15 protein-coding genes are annotated in these 14546 nt (G+C 67.0%); 6 read left to right on the top strand and 9 right to left on the bottom strand.

Features of this window, described 5'->3' with window-relative positions:
* Nucleotides 1–109: 109 nt before the first annotated feature.
* From glpX to ACU0B3_RS16900, 3 genes are all read right to left on the bottom strand, one after another.
* Entirely contained in the window at nucleotides 110–1072 is a 963-nt protein-coding gene (gene glpX / locus ACU0B3_RS16890; RefSeq protein ID WP_446262048.1) for a class II fructose-bisphosphatase, read from the bottom strand.
* A gap of 74 nt (nucleotides 1073–1146) precedes the next feature.
* Nucleotides 1147–2436: a homoserine dehydrogenase gene (locus ACU0B3_RS16895; protein ID WP_446262049.1), complete on the bottom strand. Its 1290-nt coding sequence runs from the start codon at nucleotides 2434–2436 to the stop codon at nucleotides 1147–1149.
* Between the two features lie 107 nt (nucleotides 2437–2543).
* Complete coding sequence (locus tag ACU0B3_RS16900) at nucleotides 2544–2867, bottom strand: hypothetical protein (RefSeq protein WP_446262050.1); 324 nt, start codon at nucleotides 2865–2867, stop codon at nucleotides 2544–2546.
* A gap of 78 nt (nucleotides 2868–2945) precedes the next feature.
* On the opposite strand from ACU0B3_RS16900, the gene ACU0B3_RS16905 reads away from it, so the two are divergent.
* Nucleotides 2946–3611, top strand: coding sequence for a TetR/AcrR family transcriptional regulator (locus tag ACU0B3_RS16905; protein WP_446262051.1), 666 nt, complete (start codon nucleotides 2946–2948; stop codon nucleotides 3609–3611).
* Here the strand turns inward: ACU0B3_RS16905 and ACU0B3_RS16910 are convergent.
* A complete protein-coding gene (locus ACU0B3_RS16910) occupies nucleotides 3595–4503 on the bottom strand; it encodes a pirin family protein (protein ID WP_446262052.1) in 909 nt (302 codons plus the stop codon). The genes ACU0B3_RS16905 and ACU0B3_RS16910 overlap by 17 nt on opposite strands.
* Nucleotides 4504–4707: 204 nt before the next feature.
* Here ACU0B3_RS16910 and ACU0B3_RS16915 point away from each other — a divergent pair, with 204 nt between their 5' ends.
* The gene (locus tag ACU0B3_RS16915; protein WP_446262053.1) at nucleotides 4708–5658 is read left to right on the top strand and encodes an NAD(P)-dependent oxidoreductase; all 951 of its coding nucleotides are present in this window, start codon (nucleotides 4708–4710) and stop codon (nucleotides 5656–5658) included.
* Between the two features lie 62 nt (nucleotides 5659–5720).
* Nucleotides 5721–6203: a hypothetical protein gene (locus tag ACU0B3_RS16920; RefSeq protein ID WP_446262054.1), complete on the top strand. Its 483-nt coding sequence runs from the start codon at nucleotides 5721–5723 to the stop codon at nucleotides 6201–6203.
* A 58-nt stretch (nucleotides 6204–6261) separates the two neighbouring features.
* On the opposite strand, the gene ACU0B3_RS16925 is transcribed toward ACU0B3_RS16920, so the two are convergent.
* Genes ACU0B3_RS16925 through ACU0B3_RS16935 form a run of 3 tightly spaced genes read right to left on the bottom strand, consistent with a single transcriptional unit; the run spans nucleotide 6262 to nucleotide 8803 of the window.
* On the bottom strand, nucleotides 6262–6822 hold the full coding sequence (locus ACU0B3_RS16925; RefSeq protein ID WP_446262055.1) for a TadE/TadG family type IV pilus assembly protein: 561 nt from the start codon (nucleotides 6820–6822) through the stop codon (nucleotides 6262–6264).
* Complete coding sequence (locus ACU0B3_RS16930) at nucleotides 6822–7346, bottom strand: TadE/TadG family type IV pilus assembly protein (RefSeq protein WP_446262056.1); 525 nt, start codon at nucleotides 7344–7346, stop codon at nucleotides 6822–6824. Before ACU0B3_RS16930 ends, ACU0B3_RS16925 begins: the two co-directional genes overlap by 1 nt.
* An 8-nt stretch (nucleotides 7347–7354) precedes the next feature.
* A complete protein-coding gene (locus ACU0B3_RS16935) occupies nucleotides 7355–8803 on the bottom strand; it encodes a TadE/TadG family type IV pilus assembly protein (RefSeq protein ID WP_446262057.1) in 1449 nt (482 codons plus the stop codon).
* A gap of 391 nt (nucleotides 8804–9194) precedes the next feature.
* On the opposite strand from ACU0B3_RS16935, the gene ACU0B3_RS16940 reads away from it, so the two are divergent.
* Entirely contained in the window at nucleotides 9195–10628 is a 1434-nt protein-coding gene (locus tag ACU0B3_RS16940) for a Glu/Leu/Phe/Val family dehydrogenase (protein WP_446262058.1), read from the top strand.
* A gap of 163 nt (nucleotides 10629–10791) precedes the next feature.
* Here the strand turns inward: ACU0B3_RS16940 and ACU0B3_RS16945 are convergent, their stop codons facing one another.
* Nucleotides 10792–12033 (bottom strand): lytic murein transglycosylase, encoded by a 1242-nt coding sequence (locus ACU0B3_RS16945; RefSeq protein ID WP_446262059.1) that lies wholly within the window; start codon nucleotides 12031–12033, stop codon nucleotides 10792–10794.
* A 195-nt stretch (nucleotides 12034–12228) separates the two neighbouring features.
* Here ACU0B3_RS16945 and ACU0B3_RS16950 point away from each other — a divergent pair, with 195 nt between their 5' ends.
* Nucleotides 12229–12822 (top strand): LysE/ArgO family amino acid transporter, encoded by a 594-nt coding sequence (locus ACU0B3_RS16950; protein WP_446262060.1) that lies wholly within the window; start codon nucleotides 12229–12231, stop codon nucleotides 12820–12822.
* Between the two features lie 63 nt (nucleotides 12823–12885).
* Nucleotides 12886–13791, top strand: a complete 906-nt coding sequence (locus ACU0B3_RS16955; RefSeq protein ID WP_446262061.1) for a DMT family transporter — start codon at nucleotides 12886–12888, stop codon at nucleotides 13789–13791.
* A 159-nt stretch (nucleotides 13792–13950) separates the two neighbouring features.
* On the opposite strand, the gene betI is transcribed toward ACU0B3_RS16955, so the two are convergent.
* Entirely contained in the window at nucleotides 13951–14532 is a 582-nt protein-coding gene (gene betI, locus ACU0B3_RS16960) for a transcriptional regulator BetI (RefSeq protein ID WP_446262062.1), read from the bottom strand.
* Nucleotides 14533–14546 lie beyond the last annotated feature (14 nt).

The raw sequence follows: 14546 nt of genomic DNA on the forward strand, positions 1-14546 counted from the left end.
TGGCCCCACCGCGCCAAGGGCACGCAAGGTGTTGTGCACAGGAAAATGCAGGCAGTGGGGCGTAGGATGGGTGCTTGCACCCATCCATGACCAGTTAGGCCAGATCTGGTCAGGCCGGGTTGCGGTAAATCACGCGGCGCACGGAGCCGGTTTTCGACCGCATCAGGATCGTCTCGGTGGTCAGCCAGCCGACCTCGCGCTTGATCCCCGGCAAAAGCGAGCCGCCCGTCACGCCCGTCGCGGCAAAGATCACGTCCTCGGTCACCATGTCGTCGCGGGTGTAGACGCGGTCGAAATTGGTGATGCCCGCCGCCTTGGCGCGGCCCTTCTCATCGTCGTTGCGGAAGAGGAGCCGGCCAAAGATCTGACCGCCCATGCACTTGAGCGCCGCAGCTGCAAGCACGCCCTCCGGCGCGCCGCCCGAGCCCATGTACATGTCGATGCCCGTCTGCTCGGGCTCGGCGCAGTGCATGACGCCGGCCACGTCGCCGTCGGTGATCATGCGGATCGCGCAGCCGGTGCCGCGCAGCTCAGACAGCATCTCTTCGTGACGGGGGCGTTCCAGCACGCAGACCGTGATGTCATTCGTCGAGCACCCCTTGGCGGCGGCGAGGTTCGAGACGCGCTCGGCGGGCGACATGTCGAGCGTGACCACCCCGGGGCGAAAGCCCGGCCCGATGGCGAGCTTGTCCATGTAGACGTCCGGCGCGTGCAGCATCGAGCCGCGCGGACCCATGGCGATCACCGTCAGCGCGTTCGGCATGTCCTTGGCCGTCAGCGTCGTGCCTTCGAGCGGGTCGAGCGCGATGTCCACGCCCGGGCCGTCACCCGTGCCGACCTCTTCGCCGATGTACAGCATCGGCGCCTCGTCGCGCTCGCCCTCGCCGATGACCACGACGCCCTTGATCTCGAGCCGGTTGAGCTGGTCGCGCATGGCGTTCACGGCGGCCTGGTCGGCGGCCTTCTCGTCCCCGCGCCCGATCCAGTCGGCCGAGGCGATGGCGGCTTGCTCGGCGACGCGGGCGAGCCCGAGCGAAAGCATGCGGTCGTTGAAATCGGATTTGGCGGCCATGACGCGGTCCTTCTGTCGAGTTGACGGACCTTTACCAGCTTGCCGCGCGGCCGTGAACCGCCAAGGGCGCCCGGTCAGGGCTGCTCGATACGAAGCGCGACGGGTGTGCCCTCGACGACATCAAGCTGCGCGATCCCGGTGAGCGCCTGCTCCAGATCGGCGGGCGCGGCTCTATGCGTGACGATCAGCACCGGGGCGGTGGCGGCGTCGTCATGCGCCGTCTGCCGCATCCGGTCGATCGAGATCGCCGCCTCGCCGAGCACCTGCGCCACCTTGGCCAGCGCGCCCGGCTTGTCCAGGAGCTGCAGCCGCAGGTAATAGGCGGCGGGCGTGACCGACTTGGCGGGCTTGGCCGGCACCAGCGAGGCCGCCGGCACGCCGAAGGTCGACACCCGCGTGCCGCGCGCCAGGTCGATGACGTCGGACATGACCGCGCTGGCGGTCGGCCCCTCGCCTGCGCCGGCGCCGCGCAGCACGATCTGGCCCACGTGATCACCCTCGAGCACGACCATGTTCGTCCCGCCCGTCAGCTGCCCCAGGGGAGAGATCGCCGGCACAAGGCAGGGCGTCATCCGCTGTTCGAGCCCGCGGCCCGTCAGCTGGCACACGCCCAAGAGCTTGATCTTGTAGCCGAGGTCTGCCGCCGTGCGGATGTCCTCGATGGTGACCGAGCCGATGCCCTGCAGGTCGACCGCGTCGAACGCGACCTGCGTGCCAAACGCGATCGAGGCGAGCAGCGCCAGCTTGTGCCCGGCGTCGATCCCGCCCACGTCCAGGTTCGGATCGGCCTCGAGGTAGCCCAGCCCGTCCGCCTCCGCAAAGGCTTCGTCATAGGTCAGGCCCGCGTCTTCCATCCGGGTCAGGATATAGTTGCAGGTGCCGTTCATCACGCCCATCACGCGGGTGACGTCGTTGCCGGCAAGCCCCTCGGTCAGCGCCTTGACGACGGGGATGCCGCCCGCGACCGCCGCCTCGAACCGCAGCGCCGCGCCATTGGCTTCGGCCAGTTCGGCAAGCGCCTGCCCGTGGTGCGCCAGAAGTGCCTTGTTGGCGGTGATCACGTCCTTGCCCGCGTTCAGCGCCGCCTCCGTCGCGGCCTTGGCCGGACCGTCCTCGCCGCCCATCAGCTCGACAAAGACATCGACGTCGTCGCGCGTTGCGAGCCGGACCGGGTCGTCCTCCCAGGCGTAGCCGGTCAGCGCCACACCGCGATCCTTGCTGCGCGAGCGCGCGCACACCGCCGAGATCGTCACGTCCCGGCCCGTGCGGGCGGTGAGCAGTGCCGTTTTCTGGCGGATGATCTTGACGACGCCGACGCCGACGGTGCCCAGCCCGGCAATGCCCAGTCTCAACGGTTCGCTCATGGCTCGGGTCCTATCGTGGCTCTCTAGCGCGTCTTGCGCGCGAGGCGGGTCTAGCCCGAAGGTCCCCGGCACGCAATGGCGTCAGGACGGTGGCGAAGAAGGAGCGCTCAGCCCGGCACGCCGCGCGCCATGCGCGCCTTTGTCCGGGCGTCCACCACCGGCCCGCCGAGCCGCGCCGCCCGCGCCTTCAGCGCTGCGGCCCGCGCCTGAACGCTGCCCGCCACTTCGGGTGTCGCGCGTGGCTCCGGTCCCGTCAGCAGGCCATCGATCGGAAGGATGCGCGGGTAGTCCCTGTCAAAGACCGCCGGGTCCGTCGCCGCATCCAGCTCGGGGAACTGCGCACAGGCCCCCAGCGCACAAAGCCCGGCGACCAGCAGGCCATGGCGTGTCTTTGCAATCGTGCCGCGCATCGCGCTCTCCGGCTGGTTCACCGCCCGGTGTAGCGGGACGCGGGCGCCCGGCGCAAGGCACAGGGTTGATCTGAACGCCCGTTCAGTTACCACTGGCGCATGGCCCGCACACAAGGCAGCTTTTCCGACGTCACCGGCCCGCGCATCCGCAGCGCGGCACAAAGCCTGTTCGCAAGGTTCGGATATGCCGCCGTCTCCATGCGCCAGATCGCGGGCGAGGTGGGCGTGCAGGCCGGCGCGCTCTACAACTACACGCCCGACAAGCAGTCGCTGCTCTTCGACCTCATGCGCCACCACATGCGCGAGCTCCTCGCCGCCGTGCCGGCTGCCCTGCGCGAGGCTCCACCTGTGACCGCGCTCGAGGCGTTTGTCGATTTCCACATCCGCTTCCACCTGGCGCGGCCCGACGCCGTTTTCATCGCCTACATGGAGCTGCGCAGCCTCGAGCCCGAGAACTTTGCCGCGATCGAGGCGCTGCGGCGGGACTACGAGAACCGGCTCGAAGAGATCCTGCAGCGCGGCGCGCGCAGCGGCGCGTTTGTCTTCGAGGACAGCAAGCTGGCGACCCTCGCGATCATCGCGATGCTGACCGAGATCACCACCTGGTACCGCCCCGACGGGCGGCTGAGCGAGGACGAAGTGGCGCAAAGCTACACCGCCCTCGTGCTACGCGTGGCGGGACGGGCAGATCTGCCCGCCCCAAGTTTGGAAGCCCTGTCAGGGCCTGCGTCCGAGGGCGCGTCCGAGCCTACACCGGCTGAATGAACGTCCCGCGCCGCAGATCGCTGAACGCCTGCTGCAGCTCGGCCTGGGTGTTCATCACGATCGGCCCGTGCCAAGCCACCGGCTCCTGGATCGGCGCGCCGGAGATCAAGAGGAACCGCACACCCTCCGGCCCGGCCTGCACCGTCACACTGTCGCCCGTGCCGAACCGCACAAGCGTCCGGTTGCCCGACATGTCGCGCATGTGGACTTCACGCCCTGCGATCTCCTTTTCCAGAAGCACGCCTTCCGGCTGGGACGCGTCGACGAACTGGCCGGCCCCTTCGAACACGTAGGCAAAGGCCCGCCGGTACGTGTCGACCGGCAGCGTCTTGGTCACGCCAGGCGGCACGTAGATATCGAGGTACTGCGGGTCCGCCGCGATGCCGTCGACGGGACCCGACTTGCCCCAGAACGCGCCCACGATCACCTTCACCCGGGTGCCGTCATCGTCGATGATCTCCGGGATGTCCTTGCCCTCGACGTCCTGATAGCGCGGCGCCGTCATCTTGAGCGACGAGGGCAGGTTCGCCCACAGCTGAAAGCCGTGCATCTGGCCCTTGGCATTCCCGCGCGGCATCTCCTGGTGCAGGATGCCCGACCCGGCGGTCATCCACTGCACGTCGCCAGCGCCAAGCGTGCCGGTATTGCCCAGCGAATCGCCGTGATCGACCTCGCCGTTCAGCACGTAGGTGATCGTCTCGATCCCCCGGTGCGGGTGCCAGGGAAAGCCTTTTTCGAACTGGTTCGGGTCCTCGTTGCGAAAGTCGTCGAAGAGCAGGAACGGGTCGAGCTCCGACGGGTCCTGGAACCCGAAGGCCCTGTGCAGATGCACGCCCGCCCCTTCGAGGTGCGGCGTCGCGTTGCGGGTTTCGAGAACGGGTCTGACAGACATCTTGTTGTCCTCCTGTGACTGATGTTGACCCCGATGTAGGTCCTTGCGTGTGTGCACGCAATTGGCGCAAACGGCTATAAAAGGTGCGTAGATGCACAAAAGGGGAATTCCCGTCGCCCCGCGGCCGCCGTGTCGTTTTCGCGGCAGACGCGGGTCCGGCGGCGCGGTTCTCTGCACACGAAAGACGCGGGGAGGGCGCATATCATGGACATCGGCTTTATCGGGCTTGGCAATGTGGGCGGCAAACTTGCCGGCTCGCTTTTGCGCAATGGCTACGCGCTCAGGGTGCATGACCTCGATGCGGAGCTCGTGGCCGGTTTTGTCGGGCGCGGCGCAGAGGACGGACAGTCCCCGGCAGAGCTCATGCGCGCTTGCGACCTGGTCATCACCTGCCTGCCGTCTCCTGCCGCGTCCCGCGCGGTGATGGCCGAGATGCTGCCTCACGTCGGACCGGGCAAAGTCTGGCTTGAGATGTCGACGACGGACGCCGCCGATGTGCAGGAGCTTGGCCAAGCGTTCATCGCCGCGGGCGGAGCGGCGGTCGATTGCCCGGTGTCCGGCGGATGCCACCGGGCGGACACGGGCAACATTTCGATCTTTGCCGGCTGCGACCGGGCGACGTTTGACCGGGTGCTGCCGGTCCTCACCACGCTCGGGCGGCGCGTTTTGCACACCGGCGATCTGGGCAGCGCGTCGGTGCTCAAGGTCGTGACGAACTACCTTGCGACCGCTAACCTCGTGGCCTGCGCCGAGGCGCTGACGGTGTGCAAGGCGGCGGGCATGGATCTCGCCACATCCTACGAGGCGATCCGCATCTCCTCCGGCACGTCGTTTGTGCACGAGACCGAAAGCCAGGTGATCCTGAACGGCTCGCGCGACATCTCCTTTACGATGGATCTGGTGGCCAAGGACATCGGCCTCTTCCAGGCGATCGCCGACGCGAGCCACGTGCCGCTCGACGTCTCGCCGCTGCTCGTGCGCCTTTTTGACGAGGCCATCGCCACCTATGGCGCGCGCGAGCTTTCGCCCAACATCATCAAGCGGCTCGAAGACCGCACCGGGCTCGAGGTCACCGCCCCGGGTTTTCCTGCGGAGATGGTCGATGACGAGCTTGAGGCGCCCGGCGCCGAGGTCATCCCGCGCGGGCGCGCATAGCCGCTCGCCTTTTGCGCGCCGCTGACGTACATCGCGAGGCGCCGCGAGGGAGAGAGACGCCGATGACCCAGACTGAAATCCTCACGACCCTGTCCGCGTCCGGGCCGCGCAGGGTGTTTGGCGTGACGGTCTTTGCCGTCCTCGGCCTCGTGCTTCTCTGGATCGTGTTCCGCACGCCGCCTGCCTCGCTCGGGCTGATGGTTGTGCTGTTGGTGCTGGGGATCGCCTCGCTCTTTGGTGCGATGCGCATGTGGTCGGCGACCGAGCGCAGCCTGCACCTGACCGAGCGCGGGCTCGAGCTCGACACCGGCGAGATGATCGCGCCCTGGGACGACATCGCCAAGGTCGAGCGCGGGATGCTCGCCTTCAAGCCGTCCAACGGGTTTCTCGTGACGCGCAAGGCCAAGGCGCCGCGCGCCTGGGCGCCGGGCCTTTACTGGCAGATGGGACGCCGGATCGGCGTCGGTGGCGTCACGACTGCCGCACAGGGCAAGCTGATGGCAGACATCATCGCAATGCGCCTGGCCGAGGGCGAAGAAGGGTAGGCTTCGGCCTGGTCCCTGCAAAGTCACAGGCCAAAAGTAACGCAACACAATCGCGGCGCTACAACGTGTCCGACCAGAGAACCTGCGGCGCAAAACGGGGGCGGGTAAAGACAAACGTCTCCACCCGGTCGTTCAAAAGGCCCACATTGCCGATCTGGCGCACGCGGGTGTTGGTCTCCACGAGGATCAGCTGCTCGTTGTCGACCATGACCGGCAAGTCGTCCGCCAGGTTCGACACGTCGACACCCGAGAGCACCTGGAACGCACTGCCGCGCACTTGCGACCAGACGCGGCCGTATGCCTCTTCCTCGGCGTCGTAGCGGATCACCGTGATGCGCAGCGACGTGTCGCCGGGGGCGGATTCCGACAGGAACTGCAGAAGTGATTGCGCTCCGTCGAGATAGGCGTTGGTCACGTATTCCGTCTCGCGGCTGATCATGTCGCCGATGGTAAAGGCCGCCTTCTGCGCAATCGAATGCGCGCGGAAGTTGTCGAAAAAGACGAACATCGCCGCAAAGGCCCAAAAGAGGACCGGCAGCACGATGACGGCCTCCACCGTGAGGCCGGCGCGCTCGTCGCGGCGGTAGGCGCGCAGGGCGCGGGACAGGCGGCGCAGCATCACTGAGGCTCCTGCACAAAGGCGCTGGTGGCGATCAGGCCGACATCGCCGTTGGCGTCCTTGGCCAGCGCCGCGCCGAAGGCCGTGGTGGGAAAGATCGGCTCGAACTTGAGGCAGGCGCGCAGTACCATCAGCTGGTTCTCGAACCCGTGGGTAAAGCTGCGCACGGGGCTCACCTCTTCGGACTGGTCGGTGCAATCGGCATTCGCCGACACTGCGATCCAGCCGCGCAGGTCGCGCCGCACCATCTCGAGCCGCAGGTTCTCGGCGCAATTTGGCGCCAGCGCCATGTTGTCGCAAATCTGCGTCTTGATCTCGTCGTGTTGCGGTGCGGTCCCGGTGCCGAGGCGGATGTCGCGCACTACGAGGTCGAGCGAGCGCTCGAGCAGCGTGTTGCGCACGGTGATCACGCCAAGCTCGACCGAGGCGAGCAAGAGCGCCATGAAGACCGGGAACCACAGCGCGAACTCGACCGTGATCGAGGCGTCCTCGCGCTGCCAGAGCCGGCGCAGGTGGTGTCGCATCCGGCCCCTCATTGCGTCAGCTTCAGCTGGTTGATCTGCCGCGCGATCGACTGGAAGGCGGCCACGATCTCGGTCCCTTCGACGTCGAAGTAGTGCGCGGGCGAGGAGGCGCAGTTGCGCATCACGTTCGAGGCGTGCGTGCTTGTCTCGAACCCGATCGCCCAGACGATGATCCCGTTGTCCTTGGCCGCGGTGCATGTTTGCTGCAGCAGCGTGTCCGCCTGGCTCGAGGTGTAGGCCGTCTCCGTGAAACTGCTCCGCAGGTGCTGCGGCACATACGTGTTGAGGTAGGTCCAGACCGGGTAGCGCGACCAGTGATAGTAGTGGTTCGGATTGGCGTAGGCGATGTCCGCGATGCGGTTGGTCTGCACGTTTTGCCCGTCGGTCATCAGCACGATCGTCTTGAGCGTGTCGGGATCGTCGAAATCGTGTGGCCGCCCCGAGAACACCGAGGGCATCTGCCCGCCGGTCACAAGCTGGTTGGCCACCGGGCGGAAGGACGGGTCCAGCAGCGCCGCCGCCCACTTCATCCCGAGGTGGATCGAGGTGTTGGCGCGCGCCTGCAGCTGCCCGATCTGCGTCGACAGGGCCGACAGGTTCTGGCTGTGCGCGGTGATCCGTTCATAGCTGTGGCGCGGGCAGCCGGGGTTCGAGAGCGGCCCGATGGTGCTGCGGCTCGACCATTCCATGTGCTGCATCTGCTCCCACACGCGGCCGGTGTTGAGCGCGGTGGTGTTGAACTCGGAGTTCAGGAACTCCAGGCAGTGCGAGAAATCGTGCCGGTGTGTCACGTTCAGCGCATTGTAGATCGCCGGGCCTGCGTTGACCTGCGCGGTGTAGGGCACGACCGAGACGGACACGAGGTCCTGGGTGTTTTCGGTCAGCACGGTGTTGAGGAACACAACACCCGCGTCGCGCATGTTGGTCATCTTGTTGTTCCAGCGCATCGAGCCGGAGATGTCGAGCACCATCGAGATTTCGACCTGGCCCACGCGCTCTTCGGCGCGGCCAGCGGCAGGGGCGGTCAGCCCCTCGACGCCGAGCAGGTTCATGAAAATCGTGTCGGTCGTGGATTCCGCCGTGGCGCTGACGATCTTGTAATCGAGGCCGCGGTCCACCTCGACCCCGGTCAAGAGTTCGGCCATCCCCGCCTTGGCAAAGTAGTCGTTGACCACCGCTGTCGGATCGAGCGTCTGTTCCAGGTCAGCTGCCGCCAGCACGGCGCGGTCGATGGTGTGCTGCAGCTGCGTGCGCTTCATCTCGTTGAGCATCAAATCGACGCCGACACCGCCCGCCATTAGGATCATGAAGAACATGAAGAGCGCAAAGATCGACAGCGTGCCGTCCTCACGCTCCGCAAATACGCGGGCGCGTTGCCAGAAGCCGCCGCGCGCGCAGTCACCACGGGCAGATGTGCCACGAACGGCCTCGCCGGTAACAGCATTTCGATGTTGCACAAACGTAGAACGCACGTTTCAGACCTTTTCGGCGATACTCCGGGCCCGCCACGGCACACTCCGATCGCTCGGCCGGGCAGGGTGGGGGCACTTGTCACGGGCCAATCCTATGGCGCCAAAATCGGGCGGAATTGCGGCGCCAAACATGGCAGGTCTCTGAAAACGTTGAGGATTTATCGAAAATGCCACCCGGTTGGGCGGTTTTGTTTCGATGCTCGCGACAATGACGCTTGCCTGTGCCGACTGCGTGCCGACGCACTGCCTCGCGCCCGCCCGTCACGCCGTTCACATTTTGCCCAATTTTTAGTCGCACCTCCGGTCCAAGCCCGTCTAGGCTGGGGACGCGGCATGTGCCGCGACTCGTCCTTTGCTGACCCTTCAGGAGACATATATGTCCGCCCCCGACAACGAGCCGAGCTTTCGCGAAAGCGTCGATCTGATGTTCAACCGCGCCGTGGCGCTCATGGACCTCAGTCCCGGCCTCGAGGAAAAGATCCGCGTGTGCAACTCGACCTACACGGTGCGCTTCGGCGTGCGGCTGCGCGGCGGCATCCAGACCTTTACCGGCTACCGCTCCGTGCATTCCGAGCACGTCGAGCCGGTCAAGGGCGGCATCCGCTTTTCGCTCGGTGTGAGCCAGGACGAGGTGGAGGCGCTCGCGGCGCTGATGACGTTCAAATGCGCGCTCGTGGAGACGCCGTTCGGAGGCTCCAAAGGCGGGCTCTGCATCGATCCGCGCCAGTACGACGCCGAGGAGATGGAGCGGATCACGCGCCGCTTTGCCTATGAGCTCGCCAAGCGCGACCTGATCGACCCCGCCCAGAACGTGCCGGCGCCCGACATGGGCACGGGCGAGCGCGAGATGGCCTGGATCGCCGACCAGTACCGGCGCATGAACACGTCCGACATCAACGCTGCGGCCTGCGTGACCGGCAAGCCGATCAACGCGGGCGGCATCCAGGGCCGGACCGAGGCGACCGGGCGCGGCGTGCAATACGCGCTGCGCGAATTCTTCCGCCACAGCGAGGACGTGCAGAAGGCCGGGATGGAGGGCTCCCTCGACGGCAAGAAGGTCATCGTGCAGGGCCTCGGCAACGTCGGCTATCACGCCGCCAAGTTCGTCAGCGAGGAGGACGGCGCCAAGGTCGTCGGGATCATCGAGCACGACGGCGCGCTGGTCGACCACGACGGCCTCGACGTCGAGGCGGTGCGCGGCTGGATCGCCAAACACGGCGGCGTGCAGGGCTACGCGGACGCCGAATATGTCGAGGACGGCGGCAAGGTCCTCGAAGAGGAGTGCCACATCCTGATCCCCGCGGCGCTCGAAGGCGTGATCAACCAGGGCAACGCCGACAACATCAAGGCGAACCTCATCATCGAGGCCGCCAACGGCCCGGTGACCTTTGGCGCCGACGACATCCTGCGCAAGAAAGGCGTCGTCATCATCCCTGACATGTACGCAAACGCGGGCGGTGTGACGGTCAGCTACTTCGAGTGGGTCAAGAACCTCAGCCATATCCGCTTTGGGCGGATGCAGCGCCGGCAGGAGGAGGCGCGCCACCAGCTGCTGGTCGATGAGCTCGAGCGGATCAGCCGGGACAGCTCGATCAACTGGACGCTCTCGCCGGGGTTCAAGGACAAGTACCTCAAGGGCGCCGGAGAGCTGGAGCTCGTGCGCTCCGGGCTCGATGACACGATGCGGCAATCCTACCAGGCGATGCGCCAGGTCTGGCTTGATCGCGACGACGTCGAGGACCTGCGGACGGCGGCGTATATCGTGGCGATTGGCCGGGTGGCGCTGAGCTATCAGTCCAAGGGGCTCTGAGCTTCTATTTCAAGGAAGGCATGGATCAGAACCCACCGCCCCGGCCTCGAGCCGGGGCCTCCCATTTCATGCCCGCCGGCGATCTAAGAGGTCCCGCCTCGAGGCCGGGACGCGGTGCCGCGAGCCCAAGCGAGACGCGCAGGGCACCGCGCGGCGAGCGCGCTCAGCGCCGGAGAGCGGCCAGCACTTGCGGCGTGGCGCGCCCGTCTTGCGAAAGTCCCGCCTGCCGCTGAAAGCCCGTGATCGCGGCTTCGGTCGCAGGCCCCACCACGCCGTCGGCATCGCCTGCGTCAAACCCGCGCCGGTTCAGCAGACGCTGCATCTCCTTGCGCTCTTCGAGCGTCAATCCGTTAGCATCCGGCCCAAAGCCCCGCGCTAGTAGACGCGCGCCATTGATGAGGTCCGACAGCACGCCCACGCCCAGCACATACTTCGTCGCATTGTTATAGCGCCGCAGCACCCGCGCGTTGGCAAAGGTCAAGAAACGCGGCCCGTTCGGGTCCGGGATCACCAAAGTGGCGCTGCCCTGGTCGGGAACGGCCCCGCCGCGCGCGGCCGTCACCCCTGCCGAGCGCCACGCCGCGACCGAGCGCGACGATCCTGCAGCGCCCACCAGCGACGCCGGCACTTGCACTTCGAGTCCCCAGGGCGCCCCGCGCCGCCAGCCCGACCGGCTGAGGTAGGCCGCGGCTGAGGCCAGCCCGTCGGTCGGATCGTTCGGCGCCCAGATGTCGCGCCGCCCGTCTCCGCCAAAATCCACGGCATAGGCTTCGTAGGTCGTCGGGATAAACTGCGTGTGCCCCATCGCCCCGGCCCAGCTGCCCAGCATCCGCTCTGGTGCGATGTCGCCATTGGCGAGGATCCGCAGCGCCGCAAGCAGTTGGCGTTCAAAGAAAACGCCCCGCCGACCGTCATAGGCCAGCGTCGAGAGGGCCGAGATCACCGGCACCTCGCCCATGCGCGTCCCGTACCGGCTCTCGAGCCCCCAGATCGCGGTGACCACATGGCCGGGCACGCCATAGCGGTCCTCGAGTTGCCGCAGCAGCGCTGCATGCCGCGCCCTCTCCCGCCGCCCGTCGGCCACGCGGCTGTCTGAGGTCGCGATGGCGAGGTAATCCTCGAGCGAGCGCGTGGTCTCCGCTTGGTTGCGGTCGAGGCGAACAACTTCGGGGATGAAGCCCGTGCCGCGAAACGCGCGCGCCAGCACGCTCTCCGGTATGCCCGCCGCGCGCGCCCGCGCCTGAAAGCCGGCCACCCATGCGCTGTAACCGGGGTTCGCAACGGTACGGAACCGCGCAGGCGCCGCCGCCGGGGCCGCACGCCGCGGCGCTGGACTGCCGCCACACGCCGCCAGCGCGCCAAGCGCCGCCGCGCCCAGGATCAAAGACCGTCGGGAACCCATCATGTTGTGCCTCGCTCGAATTGCGCACCGGGGTCTTGTTGCCCCGCATCATTTCGCGCATTGGACGCCAGCGGCGCAGGCTGCACAAGGGGCGGAATACCGGACCCGCGCCATCGGCGGAGCTATGCCGCCGGCCTGGCGCGCAATTTCGATTGAACTGCCCGGGTTTGCAGCGCATGACGCGGGCAGGGGGGCACGATGACCACATTCTTCACCGGCTTTGCGACGGGCTTTGGCCTGATCCTCGCGATTGGCGCGCAGAATGCGTTTGTGCTGCGCCAGGGATTGCGGCGCGAGCATGTGTTTGCCGTCTGCCTCGCCTGCGCGGTGTCGGACGCCATCCTCATCTTTGCCGGTGTGGTCGGGCTGGGCGCGCTTTTGGAGATCGCGCCGTGGTTCGAGCCGGCCATGCGCTATGGCGGGGCGGCGTTCCTGATCTGGTATGGCGCGCGCGCGGCGCTCTCTGCCTGGCGCGGCGGGCAGGCGCTGGAGGCGGCGGACGCGGTCAAACAGCCGCTCATGCCGACGCTTCTGACCGTGCTCGCGCTGACCTGGCTCAACCCGCATGTCTATCTGGACACGGTGATCCTCGTCGGCTCCATCGCGGCAAGTTTCCCGCAGCCGCTGCTGTTCGGGGTGGGCGCGATGGTGGCGAGCTTTGTCTTCTTTTTCTCGCTGGGGTATGGCGCGCGGCTGCTTGCGCCGCTCTTTGCCCGGCCCGGCAGTTGGCGCGTGCTCGACGCCGGGATCGCGCTGGTGATGTGGGCGATCGCGCTCAAGCTGCTCCTGTAAGGTGGGTGTGCAACCACCCTACGCCGCCTTGCACCCGGGCGCCGAAGGGCAGACAAAGGCGCCATGACCTCCGCCACACCTCAACGCCCCGTCGCCGGCATGCTCTGGATGGTGACGGCGGGCCTCTGCTTTGTCGCGGTCACCGCGCTGGTCAAGACGCTGGGCGCCCGCATCCCGGCCGCCGAGCAGGCGTTCCTGCGGTACCTCTTGGGACTCGTGTTCCTCATCCCGATGATCAAACCACTGCGCGCAGCTAAACTCGACGCGCGGCTCTATAGGATTTTCACGATCCGCGGAGCGGGCCACACGGTGGCCGTCATCCTGTGGTTTTACGCGATGACGCGCATTCCACTCTCGGAGGTGACGGCGATGAACTACCTCTCGCCGGTTTATGTCACGCTAGGCGCGGCGCTGGTTCTCGGCGAACGGCTGGCCGCGCGGCGCGTGCTGGCGATCGTCGTGGCGCTGATCGGCGTTGCGATCATCCTGCGTCCCGGCTTTCGAGAGGTGAACCTCGGACACGTCGCGATGCTCGGCACGGCTATCCTGTTTGCCGTCAGCTACCTCAGCGCCAAGATCGTGTCGGACGAGGTCGCGCCGGCGGTTGTGGTGGCGATGCTGTCGATCACGGTGACGATCGGGCTCGCGCCCTTTGCCATCGCGGTCTGGGTCTGGCCGACGCCTTACGAGCTGGCGATGCTCTTTGCCGTGGCGATCTTTGCGACCGGCGGGCACTACGCGATGACACTTGCGTTCAAGGCGGCGCCAGTCACCGTCACCCAGCCGGTGACGTTCCTGCAGCTGATCTGGGCGGTGCTGCTCGGCGCGCTTGTGTTTGGCGAGCCGGTCGATGGATTTGTGATCCTGGGCGGCGTGGTGATCCTGGCCGCCGTCAGCTTTATCACCTGGCGCGAGGCCGTGCTGAAGCGGCAAGCGATCACGCCGCCGGCCAACGCGACCAAGCTTTAGAGCTTTGGCCGATATGCCGCGCGGGCTCAGCCGAAGATAAGGTCAACTCCGCTTCACCCAGAGCCGGGAAATGCGCAGCGCTTCGGAACTGACCCCGCGTTTGCCTGTCGTAGCATCCTGCGAAGGCTCGCAGGCGCGACCTCAACGCACAAAAGTAACTTAGGCCCGCCTATCCAGCAAAGCCGCCAAGAACTCCAGAGCTTCGCGCTCTGCGCGCTGGGCATTGACCTCGGCGCCGTTCTGGGCGGCGGCCAGCCAGACTCCGTCCATGTAGGCCTGCATCGCGCGTCGCAGCGGGTCGACGTCTTTGGCTGGGACAAGCGCGCGGAGGGTGCCGCGAAAGTGGCTGCGGACACGCGCGCGGTTCAGCACCTGCAACCGCGCCAGCTGCGGCGTGTAAGACGCCGCCGCCCAGAATTGGACCCACACTGCGCATTGTGCCGGCGTGAAGAGCCGCGCGGCAAAGTTGGCCGAGACCAGAGCATCGAGCCTTGCGCGTGGGCCTGAGGCATCCTTGAGGCGCGCCACATGTGCCGCCTGCAGGAGCGACAGGAGCCGCCGCATCGTCGCCTCCATCAGCCGCTCCTTGGACCCGAAATAGTAGTTGATCGACGGGGCGGAGGCCCCGACCTCGCGCCCGATCCCGGCCAGCGTGATCTGCGCATAGCCCGATTTCGAGATCGCGCGGATCGCGCCCTCGATCAGCTCGTCTTCACGGATGTCACGGATGCGCCTTGCCATGGGACCGTTCTGCG

This window comes from Pseudaestuariivita sp. (assembly GCF_052825805.1).